Source organism: Xanthomonas axonopodis (genome assembly GCF_001304695.1).
GTDB lineage: Bacteria > Pseudomonadota > Gammaproteobacteria > Xanthomonadales > Xanthomonadaceae > Xanthomonas > Xanthomonas axonopodis.
In genome coordinates, this window is record NZ_JFAQ01000266.1 from 1 (window position 1) to 16,134 (window position 16,134).

16 protein-coding genes and 2 pseudogenes are annotated in these 16,134 nt (G+C 65.3%); 7 read left to right on the top strand and 11 right to left on the bottom strand.

Features of this window, described 5'->3' with window-relative positions:
- The 5 genes from XAXN_RS19270 to XAXN_RS19290 form a co-directional block, all read right to left on the bottom strand.
- Nucleotides 1–779, bottom strand: a 779-nt coding sequence (locus tag XAXN_RS19270) for a hypothetical protein (RefSeq protein WP_134984931.1), incomplete at its 3' end; no start/stop codon positions are given.
- Between the two features lie 343 nt (nt 780–1,122).
- Nucleotides 1,123–1,647, bottom strand: coding sequence for a lactoylglutathione lyase (gene gloA, locus XAXN_RS19275; RefSeq protein WP_054320715.1), 525 nt, complete (start codon nt 1,645–1,647; stop codon nt 1,123–1,125).
- 160 nt (nt 1,648–1,807) lie between these two features.
- Complete coding sequence (locus XAXN_RS19280) at nt 1,808–2,902, bottom strand: copper resistance protein B (RefSeq protein WP_054320716.1); 1,095 nt, start codon at nt 2,900–2,902, stop codon at nt 1,808–1,810.
- On the bottom strand, nt 2,899–4,704 hold the full coding sequence (locus XAXN_RS19285; RefSeq protein WP_054320717.1) for a copper resistance system multicopper oxidase: 1,806 nt from the start codon (nt 4,702–4,704) through the stop codon (nt 2,899–2,901). The genes XAXN_RS19280 and XAXN_RS19285 overlap by 4 nt, the downstream gene beginning before the upstream one ends.
- Before the next feature lie 85 nt (nt 4,705–4,789).
- A complete protein-coding gene (locus tag XAXN_RS19290; protein WP_054320718.1) occupies nt 4,790–5,206 on the bottom strand; it encodes a CopL family metal-binding regulatory protein in 417 nt (138 codons plus the stop codon).
- Between the two features lie 91 nt (nt 5,207–5,297).
- Between XAXN_RS19290 and XAXN_RS19295 the strand changes: the two genes are divergently transcribed.
- On the top strand, nt 5,298–6,401 hold the full coding sequence (locus XAXN_RS19295; RefSeq protein WP_054320719.1) for a PLP-dependent cysteine synthase family protein: 1,104 nt from the start codon (nt 5,298–5,300) through the stop codon (nt 6,399–6,401).
- 23 nt (nt 6,402–6,424) lie between these two features.
- Here the strand turns inward: XAXN_RS19295 and XAXN_RS22600 are convergent, their stop codons facing one another.
- A complete protein-coding gene (locus tag XAXN_RS22600) occupies nt 6,425–6,571 on the bottom strand; it encodes a hypothetical protein (protein ID WP_164514288.1) in 147 nt (48 codons plus the stop codon).
- A 27-nt stretch (nt 6,572–6,598) separates the two neighbouring features.
- On the opposite strand from XAXN_RS22600, the gene XAXN_RS19300 reads away from it, so the two are divergent.
- The 3 genes and pseudogenes from XAXN_RS19300 to XAXN_RS19310 all read left to right on the top strand — a co-directional run bounded on the left by XAXN_RS19300 (nt 6,599) and on the right by XAXN_RS19310 (nt 10,218).
- Nucleotides 6,599–8,632: a M3 family metallopeptidase gene (locus XAXN_RS19300; RefSeq protein ID WP_054320720.1), complete on the top strand. Its 2,034-nt coding sequence runs from the start codon at nt 6,599–6,601 to the stop codon at nt 8,630–8,632.
- A 168-nt stretch (nt 8,633–8,800) separates the two neighbouring features.
- Nucleotides 8,801–9,007, top strand: a pseudogene (locus tag XAXN_RS23740) (SH3 domain-containing protein); the annotation flags it as partial.
- Nucleotides 9,008–9,408: 401 nt separating this feature from the next.
- The gene (locus XAXN_RS19310) at nt 9,409–10,218 is read left to right on the top strand and encodes a hypothetical protein (RefSeq protein ID WP_134980462.1); all 810 of its coding nucleotides are present in this window, start codon (nt 9,409–9,411) and stop codon (nt 10,216–10,218) included.
- A 90-nt stretch (nt 10,219–10,308) separates the two neighbouring features.
- Here the strand turns inward: XAXN_RS19310 and fabB are convergent, their stop codons facing one another.
- The gene (gene fabB / locus XAXN_RS19315; protein WP_054320723.1) at nt 10,309–11,517 is read right to left on the bottom strand and encodes a beta-ketoacyl-ACP synthase I; all 1,209 of its coding nucleotides are present in this window, start codon (nt 11,515–11,517) and stop codon (nt 10,309–10,311) included.
- On the bottom strand, nt 11,517–12,032 hold the full coding sequence (gene fabA / locus XAXN_RS19320) for a 3-hydroxyacyl-[acyl-carrier-protein] dehydratase FabA (protein ID WP_054320728.1): 516 nt from the start codon (nt 12,030–12,032) through the stop codon (nt 11,517–11,519). The genes fabB and fabA overlap by 1 nt, the downstream gene beginning before the upstream one ends.
- A 307-nt stretch (nt 12,033–12,339) precedes the next feature.
- Between fabA and dinB the strand changes: the two genes are divergently transcribed.
- Complete coding sequence (dinB, locus tag XAXN_RS19325) at nt 12,340–13,419, top strand: DNA polymerase IV (RefSeq protein ID WP_054320724.1); 1,080 nt, start codon at nt 12,340–12,342, stop codon at nt 13,417–13,419.
- Between the two features lie 142 nt (nt 13,420–13,561).
- On the top strand, nt 13,562–14,212 hold the full coding sequence (locus tag XAXN_RS19330; RefSeq protein WP_054320725.1) for a phosphoglycolate phosphatase: 651 nt from the start codon (nt 13,562–13,564) through the stop codon (nt 14,210–14,212).
- 300 nt (nt 14,213–14,512) lie between these two features.
- Here the strand turns inward: XAXN_RS19330 and XAXN_RS19335 are convergent, their stop codons facing one another.
- The 3 genes and pseudogenes from XAXN_RS19335 to XAXN_RS19345 all read right to left on the bottom strand — a co-directional run bounded on the left by XAXN_RS19335 (nt 14,513) and on the right by XAXN_RS19345 (nt 15,636).
- The gene (locus XAXN_RS19335) at nt 14,513–14,911 is read right to left on the bottom strand and encodes a TfoX/Sxy family protein (protein WP_054320726.1); all 399 of its coding nucleotides are present in this window, start codon (nt 14,909–14,911) and stop codon (nt 14,513–14,515) included.
- The gene (locus XAXN_RS19340) at nt 14,908–15,390 is read right to left on the bottom strand and encodes a GAF domain-containing protein (protein ID WP_054320727.1); all 483 of its coding nucleotides are present in this window, start codon (nt 15,388–15,390) and stop codon (nt 14,908–14,910) included. Before XAXN_RS19340 ends, XAXN_RS19335 begins: the two co-directional genes overlap by 4 nt.
- Before the next feature lie 9 nt (nt 15,391–15,399).
- Nucleotides 15,400–15,636 (bottom strand): annotated as a pseudogene (locus tag XAXN_RS19345) (hypothetical protein).
- Between the two features lie 115 nt (nt 15,637–15,751).
- Between XAXN_RS19345 and bioD the strand changes: the two are divergent.
- The coding region (bioD, locus tag XAXN_RS19350; RefSeq protein ID WP_134984930.1) for a dethiobiotin synthase at nt 15,752–16,134 on the top strand (383 nt) is incomplete at its 3' end.

Genomic DNA, 16,134 nt, shown 5'->3' on the forward strand with positions numbered 1-16,134 from the left:
TCAGGACGGGGGGACGTCGGGGTCGGCAAATACGATTTGCTGGCCGTGGCCGCATCGTAGCGATATTCAACCGTCGCGCTACCCCCGCTGGTCGGCGGATCGGCAGAGACGGTTACCCGCAACGCGGACAGGCCGGGCTGCTTGACGAACGCAAGCGTGCTGCTGTTCTTGACGCAGGCAATCTTCCCGGGCGCATCTTCGCCACAATTGGCGCTGTTGTCCTCACCTGCCGGAATGTTGCCGATATAGGTCCAATGCTTGTCGTTGACGTTCTCGGTTTCCTTGGGGTCGAACACGAGTGCGTCGTAGGAAAGGATGCGTACGCCCGACTGCAGGCTCCACGTCGGCACGGCCAGCACCAGCCGGCTGTCGTCGGTGACAAAGGTCTGCGGTTGACGCGTCGTGTCGACCGTGTTGCCCTGTTCCACGCCACCGAATTCGCCGATGTAGGGCTCTGCGCCAAGCAGCTTCCACGGGGACTTGCTGCCCGGCTCGCTGGCTACAAACGTGGCGTGCGCAAGTGTCACCTTGGTACCAGGGGCAGCGGAGTGATTCTCGCGCTCGGCACCGTAGAGTTCGGGCGTTTCCCAGGCGAAGCCGGTGTAATACCGCGTACCACCGAATTCGAACTGAAAGCCGTACCAATAGTTAATCCAGCTGCCGTTGGCGACCTCGTAGGAGGTTGCGCCATCGCCGTCCACGTTGCTGATGAAATACAACACGCTGTCAGTCCGCGGCGGCTGCAGTTGCTGAGTCGATCCCTGGGTTGCGTCCTGTATGGGAGATGCATCCTTTTCTGACGGTTTTTGGGGAGTGCCGGCCGCGGCCGCGGCGGTCTTCGGAGCGGTGGCGTCCGGTGGCGCCTGCGTGCAGGCGGCGATCGTTGCTAGCGCAAGGACCCGTGAAATCTTCCTGACGAGCATTGGGGTGCATCCATTGCGTAGGGCGGCGAAAGTCTACTCCAGCCCGCCGTTGTGTCCAGTCGTTGCGCCGGGCCTTGCAGTTCCCGCGCGTGGTTGCGGCGCGAGGCTTCGAAGTAGCGGATGCGTGCGTTCGGCCTGCGCATCCGCCGGTTGCCATTGCCGTCCCCGTCGACGGCCAGCTTGCCGCTGAGCTGCGGACTTATGCCAAGGGCGTATTGGAGATGATCTCCACCCAGTAACCGTCCGGATCCTTGATGAAGGCCAGGTGCTTCATGCGGCCGTCTTCCAGGCGTTTTTGATATGGCACGTTGAGATTGTCGAAGCGTGCGCAGGCGGCATGGATATCCGGCACCGAAATACAGATATGGCCGAAACCGCGCGGGTCGCTGTTGCCGTCGTGATAGACCGGGCCATCCTGGGTTTCCGTGCCGTGGTTGTGGGTGAGTTCGAGCACGCCGGGAATACCGGCCATCCACAAGCGACGCTGCGCGTCGTCCTCGGGAATGGCAGTGCCTTCGGGCAGCAGCGCGAGAAAATACAGGCTGAATTTTGCGTCGGCAAAATCGCGTGCTTCAAGCAGGCGGAAGCCCAGGACGCGCGTATAGAAATCCAGTGACTGCGTTGCATCTTTCACGCGCAGCATGGTGTGGTTGAACACGAAGCCGTGCGTGTCGGCGGACGCGGCATTGGCGCCTGGCACGTGTTGCAGATCGTTCAAAGGCATGGCGGTCTCCCGGTGTGGATAGGGGCGCAGGGTGTTGCGCGAATGGGCGATGTTAGCCAGGGCAGGGTTGTCGGCGCGTCATGGACCAATGGCAGCGGATGGGATGCGCTAGCGTTGAGGAGAGGGCCAACTGCATCTGCCCATGCACGGTGCCACTGTCTCAAAACCATATGCGCACACCGGCAACGAAGCGGCTGTCGCGCGCGGCGGCAGCGTCCATCGCGGCGCGCTGTGCGTTATTGCCGAAACTGCGGCTGTGCACCCAGCCGATGTACGACGCGAAGCGGCGGGTGATTTCGTAGCGTAGGCGCAAGCCAAGTTCGACCTTTTCCAGGCCGCTGCCGATGCCACGGCGGTTGTCGTCGGTGAGCGCGATGTCGGCTTCCACGCGCGGCTGCAGGATCAGGCGGTTGGTCAGCAGGACTTCGTATTCGCCTTCCAGGCGTAGCGCCGCGCGGCTGCCGGTACCCGCATGCAGCGTGGCTTCGGTTTCGAACTTGTAAGGCGCCAGGCCTTGCACGCCGAAAGCCGCCCAGCTGCGATGTTCGCCTGCACCCATGTCCTGGCGCGCGCCGACAAGCAGATCCCACCACGGCGAAATGGCATGGCCATAGAACGCTTCCAGCGAGGCAGATTCGGTGCGTCCGTCGTGCCGTTCGCCTTCGCTGCGCAACCACAGCCGGTCGATGTCGCCGCCGATCCAGGCGCGTGAGTCCCAGGCCTGGCCGCTACCGCGATCAGCGTTGGAAGCTTCCAGCCGATCGAGCAGGACATAGTGGTTGATTCCTGCCGAGTGCATCGTATGCGTGTGCAATGGTGCGAATGCAGCGGCGATGTCGTCCGCCGTGGGTGGGGGAATGGGGTCGCGTGGTAACGGGTCGCTGCCTGTCTCGGTGGGTGATGCGGAAGTTTGTGCAGCGTGCGTGGGCTGCGTATGGTGCATCTTCGAGTGATCCATCGAAGCGTGATCCATCGCTTGGTGGTGCATGGCTGCATCGCCCATGGATCCATGCTTCATCGATTCATCGTCCATGGCGCCACCGTCCGTGTCAGTGTGCAACAGGTGGGCGTGATCCATGTGTGCGGCCCGAGCCGGTGCAGGGGTCTCATGCGCGCCATCGGTCACTTGCATCGCCTGGTCCTGCATGTCCTGCGGTGCGTGCTCCGTCGCATCGTGCTGATGCTCCTGCGCAACCGCAGATGCGCTCGCCAAGAACGCCGCCGCCAACCAAGCCTGCATGCGAAAGCGGCTCATGCTTCCACCCGTACTTCGCGCATCATCCCCGCTTCCATGTGGTACAGCAGATGACAGTGATACGCCCAGCGGCCGAGCGCATCGGCACGCACGCGGTAGGTGCGGCGGGTGCCGGGCGGCATGTCGATGGTGTGCTTGCGCACCTGGAAGTTGCCGTGCGCATCTTCCAGATCGCTCCACATGCCATGTAGATGGATGGGGTGCTGCATCATGGTGTCGTTGACCAGCACGATGCGCAGCCGCTCGCCGTATTGCAGACGCAAGGGCTGCGCCGAAGCGAACGCGATGCCATCGAAGGACCAGGCGAATTTTTCCATATGCCCGGTCAGATGCAGCTCGATGTCGCGCCCGGGTTCACGCCCATCCGGATCGTCGAACATGCTATGCAGATCGGCGTAGCACAGCACGCGGCGGCCGTTGCCGCGCAGGCCCACGCCGGGGTCGTCCAGGCGCGGTGCGGTGGCATTGCTGCGCATGTCGATCAGCGGGTTGCCGGTTTCGCTGGCGGGATGATGCGGCGCCTTGGCGTGCGCCTGGGCGTCGTCGTGCGAGTGCATGGTGTGCATCCCATGCGCCGCCAGCATCCCGGGCGCGCCGTGCATTGCGGGCAGCGCGTGGTGCGTCCCCTCGCCATGCCCCATGTCCTGCATGGTCAGGATGGCGCGCGGATCCAGTGCCGGAATCGGCGCCTGCAAGCCGTGTTGCACTGCCAGCGTGCCGCAGGCAAAGCCGGTGCGGCCCATGTCCTGCGCGAATAACGTAAACGCGTCCTGGCCGAGCGGTTCGACGATGACGTCGAAGGTCTCGGCCGCGGCGATGCGCAATTCGTCCACGCTGACCGGATGCACGTATTGCCCATCGGCGGCCACCACGGTCATTCGCAGGCCGGGAATACGGATGTCGAAGTAGGTCATCGACGAGCCGTTGATGAAGCGCAGCAACACCTTTTCGCCTGGCTTGAACAACCCGGTCCAGTTGCCGGCCGGCGCCACGCCATTGAGCAGGTAGGTGTAGGTGTTGGCGTTGACATCGGACAGGTCGGTGGGGGTCATGCGCATGCGCCCCCACATGCCGCGGTCGGCCAGGGTGGCGCGCAGGCCGTCTTCTCGCGCATCGCGCAGAAAATCGCCCACGGTGCGCTGCGCGTAGTTGTCGTGGCTGGGCATCTGCTTGAGCCGGCGGAACAGGGCGGCCGGGTCCAGATCGGTCCAGTCCGAGAGCAGCACCACATGTTCGCGATCGTGCCGGTACGGCGGCGGCGTCAGCGGGTCGATGACGATGGCGCCATACAGCCCGGACTGCTCCTGAAACATCGAATGGCTGTGGTACCAGTAGGTGCCGGACTGGCGCAGCGCAAAGCGGTAGTGATACTCCTGGCCCGGCGCGATGCCGTCGAAACTCATGCCCGGCACACCGTCCATGTTGGCCGGCAGCAACAGGCCATGCCAATGCACCGAGGCGGGTTGGTCGGTCAGCGCGTTGCGCACGCGCACGCTCACTGTGTCGCCCTCGCGCCAGCGCAGGGTGGGTGCCGGCAGGCTCTGGTTGACGGTGATTGCGGAGCGGGGGCGCCCGGTGACGTTGACCGGCAGGCGGCCGATCTGCAGCGACTGGCTGCTTCCGCGCAGCACCGGCGTGTTGGCCTGGGCGGCGGCGCGCGCATCGTAGCGCCACAGGCCGCTGGCGGCAGCGCCGCCGCCCAGGGCCAGGCCCTGAACGAAGCGGCGCCGGCTCAGGTTGGTGGTGGTTGAGTCACGCGAAAACGGGGGATCGAAAGACATGACATCTCCGGCGCGCTCCATCGGCAAGACGGGCGCATCGCACAACCGAGAGAACCCGCGCAAGCGCGCGCGGGGCCGAGGACGGCCAAGGCAAGGCCGCCGGCGCTCAGGTGATGGGAGGTCGTACCGGTTGGTCGGGCAGCGGGCTGCTGCGCCCCTCGGTCAAAGTGTCCGGCAACGCCGGGTGGCCGAGCAGCCCTGCCGGTACGCCAGGCAAGGTCAACAAGGCGAGGCTGCCGTGCTGCAGGCAATCGCAGCCACCCAGCTTGCAGCAGTCCTGCGCGTGCGCATGCGTGGCCTTGTCGTGCAACTGCATGCCAGTCGGCAGATGCATGGCCGTATGACACGGCAGGGCAGCCGCCTGCTCGGTCTGCGCGGTCGCGGGCGTGCTCGCCATGGCCATGCCTACCGACGCCCACGCGCCGGTGGCCGTGTTGGCAACCAGGCACAGGCACAGCAGCAGGCGGAGCAGGCGATGCAGCACGGACAGTCGAGGCAGTGACAGGTGCAGCCAGCATAGCATCGGCCCCCAGCCGTCGGCCCGATGCACTGGCTGCGTAGGCGGGCAGGCGAGGGCGGTAGAATCAAGGCTACTTTTGCAGCCAAGTCCTGCCATGTCGCAGCGCCAGTGGGTGGCCGCCGCCATCCAGAAGATCGAGGCCGATTTCAATCGTTCGGCCGACACCCACCTGATTCCGATGGAATTGCCGGGCTATCCGGGCATCGACCTGTACTTCAAGGACGAGTCCAGCCACCCCACCGGCAGCCTCAAGCACCGCCTGGCGCGCTCGCTGTTTCTGTACGCCCTCACCAACGGCTGGCTGCGTGCCGGGCGGCCGGTGATCGAGGCGTCCAGTGGTTCCACCGCCATTTCCGAAGCGTATTTCGCGCGTCTGCTGGGCGTGCCCTTCATCGCGGTAATGCCGGCCTCGACCTCGCCGGAGAAGATCGCCGCGATCGAATTCCAGGGCGGCCGCTGTCACCTGGTCGAGCGCGCCTGCGATCTGGACAGCGCCTCGCACCAGCTCGCACGCGAGACCGGCGGGCACTTCATGGACCAGTTCACCTACGCCGAGCGTGCCACCGATTGGCGGGCCAACAACAACATCGCCGAATCGATCTTCAAGCAACTGGCCGAAGAACCGCACCCGATCCCGGACTGGATCGTGTGCAGCCCTGGCACCGGCGGTACCAGCGCCACCTTGGGCCGCTATGTGCGCTATCGGCGCCATGCCACCCGCATCCTGTGCGCCGACCCGGAAGTGTCGGTGTTCTTCGACGGCTATTGCCGCGCGGTGGACGGCCAATGTTCCAAGGAGCTGGCCATCACTGGCGGCTCGCGCATCGAAGGCATCGGCCGCCCGCGGGTAGAATCGAGCTTCATCGCCAGCTGCGTGGATGTGATGATCAAGGTGCCCGATGCGCTGAGCCTGGCGGCGATGCGCCACGTCAGCGCCACGCTGGGCCGTCGCGTCGGCGGCTCCACCGGCACCAATTTCGTCGGCGTACTGCAGGCTGCCCGGCGCATGCGCGACGAGGGCCGGCAGGGCTCCATCGTCACCATTCTGTGCGATGCCGGCGAACGTTACGCGCACAGTTATTACGACCCGGCCTGGTACGAAGCGCGCGCGATCGATGTCAGCGACAGCGATGCAGCCATCGCGCTGGCGGTGAACGGCGGCGATTTGCCTGGCCTGCCTTGTGCGGCGCTGGAATGACCGCCATATCCAGAGCGTAAGCATCAAACCGCTGCGCTCACCGCCACGCCGGTGCGATCGGTGTCCGCAGTCGGCAGGCACAGATTGGCACGGCGCCCCGGCGCCACGCTCACCTGCCGACGGTTGCGCGCCAGGGTTTGCCTGCCACGTTTGCCGATCTTTGAATCCACTCATCCCGTCCATTGCCGGAGCGCTCCATGACCAACCCGCTGCTCGATCTGTCCGGACTGCCGTCCTTCGATGCGATCCGCCCCGAACACGTGGGTCCGGCGATCGACCAATTGCTCGCCGAGGCCGAGGCGGCAGTGAAGGCGGCCGAACAGGTCAGCCCGGTAGGCTGGGACAGCTTCGTCACCCCGCTCGACGATGCCAACGAGCGGCTATGGCGTGCGTGGGGGCAGGTGGGGCATCTGCAGGCGGTTGTCAACACGCCCGAGCTCCGCGAGGCCTACAACAACAACCTGCCCAAGGTCAGCAGATTCGGCAGCGCGCTGGCGCAGAATCTGGCCTTGTATGCGCAGTACAAGGCGCTGGCGCAATCGCTGGGAGCCGAGCACTTCGATGAGGTGCGTCGCAAGGTGCTGGAAAATGCGCTACGCGATTTCCGTTTGGGCGGTGCCGAACTCGATGATGCCGCCAAGGCGCGGTTCGCGCAGATCCAGGAAGAACTCTCGGCGTTGGCAGCCAAGTTTTCGCAGAACGTGCTCGACGCCACCGATGCGTGGTCTTACGTCACCGAAGACCAAACGCAGCTCTCCGGCCTGCCGGCCGAAGTGATTGCCGCCGCGCGCGCCGCCGCCGAAAAGGACGGCGTGCCGGGTTGGAAATTCACCTTGCAGATGCCGTGCTATCTGCCGGTGCAGAGCGATGCCGACAGCCGCGACCTGCGCGCGCGGCTGTATCGCGCCAATGCCGAGCGCGCGTCCGAATTCGGCGATGCCGCGCTGGACAACAGCGCCAACATCGACCGCATTCTGGCCCTGCGCGCCGAGTTGGCACAGCTGCTCGGCTTTGCCAGTTATGCCGACTATTCGGTTGCCACCAAGATGGCGCAGAGCCCCGACGAGGTGATGGGCTTCCTGCGCGATCTGGCTGCGCGCGCCAAGCCGCATGCACAGCGCGACCGCGCCGAACTGGAAGCCTTTGCGCGCGACGAGTTGGGTCTGGATGACCTGCAGGCCTGGGATCTGGCCTACGCCTCGGAAAAACTCAAGCAGGCGCGTTACAGCTTTTCCGAGCAGGAGGTGAAGCAGTACTTCACCGAGCCGAAGGTGCTGGCCGGCCTGTTCGATGTGATCCGCAGCTTGTACGGGCTCACCGTCAAACCCGACAGCGCGCCGGTGTGGCACCCGGATGTGCGGTTTTACCGGCTGGAAGATGCGCAAGGACACCTGGTCGGCCAGTTCTATCTGGACTTGTACGCGCGCGAAGGCAAACGCGGCGGCGCGTGGATGGACGATTGCCGCAATCGCCGCAATCGCCGCAACACCGCCAACGGCGTGCAGACGCCGCTGGTGTATCTGGTGTGCAACTTCGGCCGCGGCAGCGGTGATGCACCGGCCACCTTCCGCCACGGCGAAGTCACCACGCTGTTCCATGAAATGGGCCACGGCCTGCATCAGTTGCTCACGCGCATTGGCGAGCTGGGCGTGGCCGGCATCAATGGCGTGGAATGGGACGCGGTGGAGCTGCCCAGCCAGTTCATGGAAAACTTCTGCTGGGAATGGGAGCGCGTGCAGGCGATGACCGCGCACGTGCAGACCGGCGAACCGTTGCCGCGTAACCTGTTCGACCGGCTGCTGGCGGCGCGCAATTTCCAGAGTGGCATGTTCACCGTGCGCCAGCTGGAATTCGCCTTGTTCGACATGCAACTGCACAGCACCTACGACCCGGCACAGGACAGCGTGCTGCAATTGATCGAGCGCGTGCGCGACGAAGTGGCGGTCAATCGGCCGCCGGCATGGAACCGCTTCCCGCATCAGTTCAGCCATATTTTTGCCGGTGGCTATGCGGCCGGCTATTACAGCTACAAGTGGGCCGAAGTGCTCAGTGCAGATGCCTATGCCGCATTCGAAGAAGCGCCGGACCAACTGGAGCAGACCGGCGCACGGTTCCGCGCCGAGGTGCTTGCGCGTGGCGGCAGTCGTCCGGCGGCGGAAAACTTCCGCGCCTTCCGCGGCCGGGCCCCGACGATAGATGCACTGCTACGGCATAACGGCATGGCCGGATAAGGCGCAGTCTATATGCCAGCAGCCGCATGGAAACGCGCGCTGCTTTGGCAATGCATTCAGTCGGGCTGTCTTATCACGGCATCCGGCGCGCTCGTTGCAGGAAGGCGATCGCGCAACTGGATCGTCACCCGGAAGGAGCAGGCAATGCGGCGAGTTCTCGCATGGAATGTGGCGTGGTTGCTGATGGTGGCGGCCGCGCCGACTGCGGCGCAGTAAGCCGGTCACGTCAACAGTCTTGCCCGTCTGCGTGCCGGCCCGGGTGGTGAATACCGGCTGTTGGGCGAGGCCAAGGCTGGCAAATCGATCACCGTCTTCGGTTGCCTGGAAGACGGCCAACGGTGCGATGTGCGTCGGCCCGATACACGCGGCTGGATACCCTGCAGCTGATCGTGCGCGACGCCACGAGGTGGCGTTCACTTGCTCCTCTGCATGGGCACGCGTCCTGCATCAGTTCAGTCACATCTCGCCGGCGGCGATGCAGCTGGCCGCTACAGCGACCGATGGGCCGACGTGCTCAGTGCCGATGTTGCACGCCGCCGAACAAGCGCCCAGGCAGGTGGCCGATATCGGCGCATGGTTCCGTCACGAGATCCTGTCGCGCGGCTGCGGCACTTCGGGATGCCTGAGGCCGTTGCATGGCGGAAGGCCTCCAGCTGCGCCGTCGTGCATTCGCCTGTGTATGGCGACGCAAGTTTTACGCAAAGCAGCCGCCGTTTTGCGGCATGTTTATGGCACGCGTGCTTAAGCTTTGCGCAGTTCATAGCATGAGGTGGAAAATGAAGATCGGCCCCCTGTCGCCCGTGGTGTCACACGCAGATGCCAGTATCGACCTGGAAGCCGGCCCTTCCAGGCCGGCAGCACCTGCTCCCATCGCCCCGTCGGACGAAACCGTGCTGTCGCCGCTGTCGCACGCGCTCTCCCTCTCCAGGCCTCGCGCACGCACGCGGGAGGTAGCCGCAGATGCATCGGCGCATGTCCCCCAGACCGATATGTCTAGCATGCTGCAGCATGTTGGCGCCTATGGTGGCCCGGTGGTGGACGGTGCGGCCTCCGGGCTCTCCATGGCCGCCGCGCGGCTGTCTGCGGCGCCACAGGCAGCCAGGCTCACCGGTACTCTCAGCGGTGCATTATGGGCCGGGGGCGCAGCCATCAGCCAGCTCGGCAACGTGCCCGCCAATCCGCTGGTGTCTGCCGCCAACGTGGTAGGCGCCACCGCCGGGGTGCTCAGCGCGGTGGAGCCCTCGCTCACCGGTAGCGACACGACCCGCGTGGCCTACGCGTCTGCGGCGGCCTGGGCGGTGAATGGAGGTGCCAACCTGTTGCGTGCTGCCAGCGATACCACCGCCGCGCTGCCGAGTCGGGTATTGCAGGGCATCAGCGGTGCAGCGAATGTCGCAGCTGCCGGCCTTGCCGCTGCCGCCACCGTGGCCGCCCAGCAGGATGCGCCGCTCAAGGCAGCCAACCTTGGCACCGCATCATCCGTTGCCTGGGGTGTCGGTGCGGCTGCCGCGCTCGGATCGGCATGGACGACGCGGCCGCGGCAGGCCCCGGCGCCTGCAGAGGTGCTGCCCGATTCGGCGGAGTGAATCAGTACGCCGAGCACATATCCGCGCAGGCGGGGCGGGCGCGGAGAGGCGAAAGCGCGTCTGCATCGGCGCCGATGCAGACGATGCTTTTCACACCCGGCCGAACACCAGCGCCGCGTTGGTGCCACCGAAGCCGAAACTGTTGGACATCACCGTGTTCAAAGTCGCCTCCTGTGTCTGCCGCAGGATGGGGAAGCCTTCGGCACGCGGATCGAGTTCGTCGATATGCGCCGAGCCGGCCATGAAGCCATCGCGCAGCATCAGCAGGCTGTAGATCGCCTCGTGCACGCTGGCCGCGCCCAGCGAGTGCCCGGAGAGCCCCTTGGTCGACGACAGCGGCGGTACGTTGTCGCCGAAGACCTCGCGCACCGCGCCCAGTTCGGTGACATCGCCCAACGGCGTGGAGGTGCCATGCGTGTTGAGGTAATCGATCGGGCGATCCAGCCCCTGCATGGCCATGTGCATGCAGCGCACGGCGCCTTCGCCGCTGGGCGCGACCATGTCGGCACCGTCGGAGGTCACGCCATAGCCGAGCAGTTCGGCATGGATGCGTGCGCCGCGTGCGATGGCGTGGTCGTAGTCTTCCAGTACCAGCATGCCGCCACCGCTGCCGATGACGAAGCCATCGCGCTGCGCATCGTAGGGGCGCGAGGCCACGGCGGGGCGATCATTGAAACCGGTCGATAGCGCGCCCATCGCATCGAACATCACGCTCATGGTCCAGTGCAGTTCTTCGCCGCCACCGGCGAACATCACGTCCTGTGCGCCATGCCTGATCAGATCTGCCGCTGCACCGATGCAGTGCGCGGACGTCGCGCACGCGGCCGACAGCGAGTAGCTCAGCCCGCGTATTTTGAACGCAGTAGCGAGCGATGCGGACACCGACGAACACATCGTGCGCGGCACCATGTACGGGCCCACCTTGCGCACGCCACGGTTGCGCAGCAGATCGGCAGTTTCCACCTGCCATTGGCTGGAGCCGCCACCGGAGCCGGCAATCACGCCGGTACGCAGGCCGCTGACCTGGTCGACATCCAGGCCCGCATCGGCGATCGCCTCGCGCATTGCCAGGTAGGCGTAGGCCGAGGCATCGCCCATGAAGCGCTTGAGCTTACGGTCGATCAGGCTGTCCAGATCCAGCGCCACCGCACCGCCGACCTGGCTACGCAGGCCTGCTTCGGCGTGATCGGGCAGCGCGGTGATGCCGGAGCGGCTCTTGCGCAGTGCGCTGGAGACGGTGTCCAGATCGTTGCCCAGGCATGAGGTGATGCCCATTCCGGTAATGACGACGCGGCGCATCAGAAATTCTCCGTTGAAGTGAACATGCCCACACGCAGATCCTTGGCGGTGTAGATCTCGCGCCCATCCACCAGCATGCGTGCATCGGTCTGCGCCATCACCAGCTTGCGGTTGATGACGCGGCTGACATCGATCTGGTAGCGCACCAGCTTGGCGCTGGGCAGCACCTGGCCGGTGAACTTGACCTCGCCGCAGCCCAACGCGCGGCCACGGCCCGGCGCGCCGATCCATGTGAGGAAAAAGCCGGTCAGCTGCCACATCGCGTCCAGGCCCAGGCAGCCTGGCATCACCGGGTCGCCGATGAAGTGGCAGCCGAAGAACCACAGGTCCGGGCGGATATCCAGTTCGGCACGAATCACCCCCTTGCCATGTGTACCGCCGGTGTCGCTGATCTCGGTAATGCGGTCGAACATCAGCATCGGGTCATTGGGTAGACGGCCGCTGTCGGGCGCAAACAATTCCCCACGCGCGCTGGCCAGCAATTGGTCGCGCGAGTACGTACTTTGACGAGTCATGACGAACGTTTCCTGCAAGGAGCGAAAGGCGAGGCGGGCAAGGGTGCATGAGGTCGCGCGGTTCAATCAAACGTTTTATCCGTACGCATGCGTGCTGTTTTCCGCTGATTGCGCGGTGCGCAAATGCACTGCTGCACGCGAAATCACGGTGATCGGGCCCGCCGTCGGAACGTGCGTGGCCGGCCTGCGTGGCCGGCCTTGCAGGCGCTGTCGCCGCAGACGAATGCGTGGTGATGTCTTTGGACGCAAGGTGTGAGACGGGGCTGGCTTATCATGGGCATCAGCCTGCGACAGAGAACCCCGCTTGATGCGCAAGATCGTGCACGTGGACATGGATGCGTTCTACGCGTCCGTGGAGCAGCGTGACGACCCTAGCCTGCGTGGCAAGCCGGTGGTGGTGGCCTGGCGCGGCGCGCGTTCGGTGGTGTGCGCGGCCTCCTACGAAGCGCGGACCTTCGGCATTCGCTCGGCGATGCCGGCCGTGCGTGCCGAACGCCTGTGCCCGGATGCGATCTTCGTGCCGCCGGATTTTGCGCGCTACAAGGCGGTGTCGCGGCAAGTGCGCGAGATTTTCCATCGCCATACCGACTTGGTGGAGCCGTTGTCGCTGGACGAGGCATATCTGGACGTCACGCACGCCAAAACCGGTATGCAGTTGGCCACCGAGGTCGCGCAGTTGATCCGTACCCAGATCCGCGAAGAAACCCAGCTCACCGCATCGGCCGGCATCGCGCCGAACAAGTTCCTGGCCAAGATCGCGTCGGATTGGCGCAAGCCCGATGGCCAGTTCGTGATTGCGCCCAGCCGCGTGGATGCATTTCTGCTGCCGCTCAAGGTCAATCGCATTCCCGGCGTGGGCAAGGTGATGGATGGCAAGTTGGCGGCACTGGGCATCGTCACCGTGGCCGATCTGCGCCAGCGGCCATTGGAAGAATTGCAGGCGCATTTCGGCAGTTTCGGTCAGAGCCTGTATCGCTGCGCGCGCGGCATCGACGAGCGCCCGGTCGAGCCGGATCAGGAAGTGCAATCGGTGTCCTCGGAAGACACCTTCAGCGAGGATCTGGCGCTTGATGCACTGGATCCGCACATCCTGCGGCTGGCCGAAAAAACCTGGCTCGCCACGCGCCGCACCGAACGCATCGGGCGCACGGTCGTGCTGAAATTGAAGACCTCGAATTTTCGCATCCTGACGCGTTCCTATACGCCCGAGCAGCCGCCTACCTCGCAGGAGGCGCTGGCGCAGATTGCCCTGGCATTGACCCGCCGCGTGGAGCTGCCCACGCAGACGCGCTATCGCCTGGTCGGTGTGGGTTTGAGCGGTTTCAGCGATGTCGAGGAGGGCGCGGTGCAGGGGCAGTTGTTCGGCCAGATGCCGCCTTTGGAGTGAGCGGTTCGTGCTGCATTGCGTGTCGCATGCGGCGATAACTGCATCTAACGCATGCAGCGAGCAAACCACGGCGCTTGGCAGTGACGTGCGCTGAATCTTGCACTGCGTACACTGCGGCTCTCCCACGCACGAGGCCGTCCGAATGTTTCCGTATCCGCTGGTGATCTTCGATCTGGATGGCACGCTGGTGGACAGCGCACCCAATATTGCCGAAGCGCTCAACGGCACCTTGCAGGAGCTGGGGCTACAGCAGTTCAGCGAAGCCACCATCCGCAGCTGGATCGGCGAAGGCGTCAAGGTGTTGCTTGCCACCGCATTGCGCCAAGCCGGCAGCACGCGCGATGCCGATGCGGCAATGCCGGTGATGATGCGCCATTACCAGGCGAGCTTGCTGCATGACCCGCAGTTGTACCCGGGCGTTGCCGAGGCGCTGGCGGGCTTGCGCGATGCGGGCGCCACGCTGGCCTTGTGCACCAACAAGCCTGCGCGTTTTATTGCGCCGTTGCTGGAGCATCTGGGTATCGCCACGCACTTCAGCCGTGTGCTCGGGGGCGATTCGTTGCCACAGCGCAAGCCCGACCCGGCACCGCTGCTGCAGCTTGCCGAACATTTCCAGCGCAGCCCACAGCAGTGCCTGATGGTCGGCGATTCGGCCACCGATGCCGCCGCTGCAAACGCTGCCAATATGCCGCTGGCAATGGTGCGTTACGGCTACCTGCGCGGTTTCGATGTGCAACGCGCCGGTGCCGTGGTCATCGTCGACGATATGCGTGAATTGCTCGCGCTGCGGTGACCTGTGATCGCGCGACGAGTCAACCGATGCGACGGCGTGCTTTAGGGCTGCAGGCGCAAGCTCAGGCGTCGGCACCGAAGCGGATAACTGTTCAACAACCACCTGTTCCGTTGAGCAACCAGCACCCGTGACACCGTGGTGAGCCACGCATTCGATCGATGCGTGTCGTCGCTGGATCCTGCGCTTCAGGCCCTAAAACATGCCACGCGTATTGCCAAGCAAGGCTGCACGCATAGCGCACATGGGCCAGCAAAAAACGCACTGCATCGATCAGCCGATTGCCGAGCGCTGCCGGCCGATTCAATCGTCGCGTGCTCGCTCTGCATCCGCAGCGTCGTAGAGGTCGGCTGCCGTATCCGAATCGCCATGCGTGTTGTCGTTGTCGGCGCGCGCATAGTGCACGGTTTCCACCGGCCCGCCGACGGCGCGGCCACGCACCGGCAGCAGCGCGCTGGCCGCTTCGTATTCGGCGAGCAACGCATGGCGTCGCGCCTCGGGCACGTCCTGCCAATGGCAATCGGCCAACGCGCCTTCCAGCGAATACAGCAGATTGAGGCTGGGCTTGAAGCCGGCGCGGCGCACCTTGACGAATGCGCCCACCGCACCCACCGCCTGCAGGTCCTGCTGCGTGCGCACGCCGACCTGGCGCAGCCACGCCGCGCTTTTGGGGCCAATGTTGCGCATCCGCTCGGCGGTCACGCCAGCGCGCCTACGTACAGTTGCGCAATGGCTTCCAGGCCACGTTGGTCGTCGGCATCGAAGCGGTCCAGCTCCGGACTGTCCAGGTCCAGCACGCCGATCAGCGCATCGCCTTTGACCAGTGGAATCACCAACTCCGAGCGCGATGCCGAATCGCAGGCGATGTGCCCAGGAAATGCGTCCACATCGGCAATGCGCTGGCTTTGCCGGGTACTGGCAGCCGCGCCGCACACGCCCTTGTCCAGCGGAATGCGCACGCAGGCCGGCAGACCCTGAAACGGCCCCACCACCAGCTCGCGGCCGTCGTAGAAGTAGAAGCCGGCCCAGTTGAGCGATGGCAACGCATGGAAGATCAGTGCGGCCAGATTGGCGGCATTGGCGATCCGGTCCGGCTCGCCGTGCACCAGTGCCTGGGCCTGGGCGGTGAGCTGGGCATATTGTTCCGGCTTGCTGCCGGTCAGCGAAGAAGTGGCGAACATCGGCGAAGTTTAGCAGTGGCCGTCTTGCAGCGTGGTTGCGATCGGGCACGGCACGCGCAAGAGCTGCCATCCGCAGGGTGCGCCGACCTCCTGACACCACAACATGCCGAATTCGCCGGAAGCGATACGGCAGGTCCGACGCCGCGCGCGAATCTTGCGTGCCCGACCGCGTACATCGGCACCTGCTCTCACCGATTCCACCGCTGAATCGCAATCATTGGCCAGGGCAGCCAGGGCCGCGCGCATGGGCAGCGTGGCCTTGCAGACAAACAAGAACCAACCGGCCTCAGCCGCACGCGTGCTGCGCGCGTTATGCTGCGCGCCCTCACGGCAACGGCGGCGCGGCCGCAGGATCAGGCGTATGCAGCATCCAGCTTTTTATGTCACCGGCACCGATACCGGCATCGGCAAGACCATGGGCAGCACCGCGCTGTTGCACGCGTTGCGCGCACGCGGCCACAGCGCCGTCGGCATGAAGCCGGTGGCCAGCGGCTGCGAGCACACGCCGCACGGCTGGCGTAACGAAGACGCGCTGGCGCTGCAGGCGGCCAGCGATCCTCAGCCGGATTACTCCACGCTCAATCCCTACGCCTTGCCGGCGCCGCTGGCACCGGAGCTGGCGGCAGCTGATGTCGGCGTGACGCTGGCGCTGGCGCCCATCGCGCACGCGTTCGCGCAATTGCGCACGCAGGCCGAGGTGGTGGTGGTCGAAGGCGTGGGCGGGTGGGCCGCGCCACTGAGCGC

Bases quoted from the DNA above. Each gene is read 5' to 3' on its own strand.
- gloA (WP_054320715.1), bottom strand. From the start codon at position 1,647: ATGCCTTTGAACGATCTGCAACACGTGCCAGGCGCCAATGCCGCGTCC.
- XAXN_RS19280 (WP_054320716.1), bottom strand. From the start codon at position 2,902: ATGAGCCGCTTTCGCATGCAGGCTTGGTTGGCGGCGGCGTTCTTGGCG.
- XAXN_RS19285 (WP_054320717.1), bottom strand. From the start codon at position 4,704: ATGGAGCGCGCCGGAGATGTCATGTCTTTCGATCCCCCGTTTTCGCGT.
- XAXN_RS19290 (WP_054320718.1), bottom strand. From the start codon at position 5,206: ATGCTATGCTGGCTGCACCTGTCACTGCCTCGACTGTCCGTGCTGCAT.
- XAXN_RS19295 (WP_054320719.1), top strand. From the start codon at position 5,298: ATGTCGCAGCGCCAGTGGGTGGCCGCCGCCATCCAGAAGATCGAGGCC.
- XAXN_RS19300 (WP_054320720.1), top strand. From the start codon at position 6,599: ATGACCAACCCGCTGCTCGATCTGTCCGGACTGCCGTCCTTCGATGCG.
- XAXN_RS19310 (WP_134980462.1), top strand. From the start codon at position 9,409: ATGAAGATCGGCCCCCTGTCGCCCGTGGTGTCACACGCAGATGCCAGT.
- fabB (WP_054320723.1), bottom strand. From the start codon at position 11,517: ATGCGCCGCGTCGTCATTACCGGAATGGGCATCACCTCATGCCTGGGC.
- fabA (WP_054320728.1), bottom strand. From the start codon at position 12,032: ATGACTCGTCAAAGTACGTACTCGCGCGACCAATTGCTGGCCAGCGCG.
- dinB (WP_054320724.1), top strand. From the start codon at position 12,340: ATGCGCAAGATCGTGCACGTGGACATGGATGCGTTCTACGCGTCCGTG.
- XAXN_RS19330 (WP_054320725.1), top strand. From the start codon at position 13,562: ATGTTTCCGTATCCGCTGGTGATCTTCGATCTGGATGGCACGCTGGTG.
- XAXN_RS19340 (WP_054320727.1), bottom strand. From the start codon at position 15,390: ATGTTCGCCACTTCTTCGCTGACCGGCAGCAAGCCGGAACAATATGCC.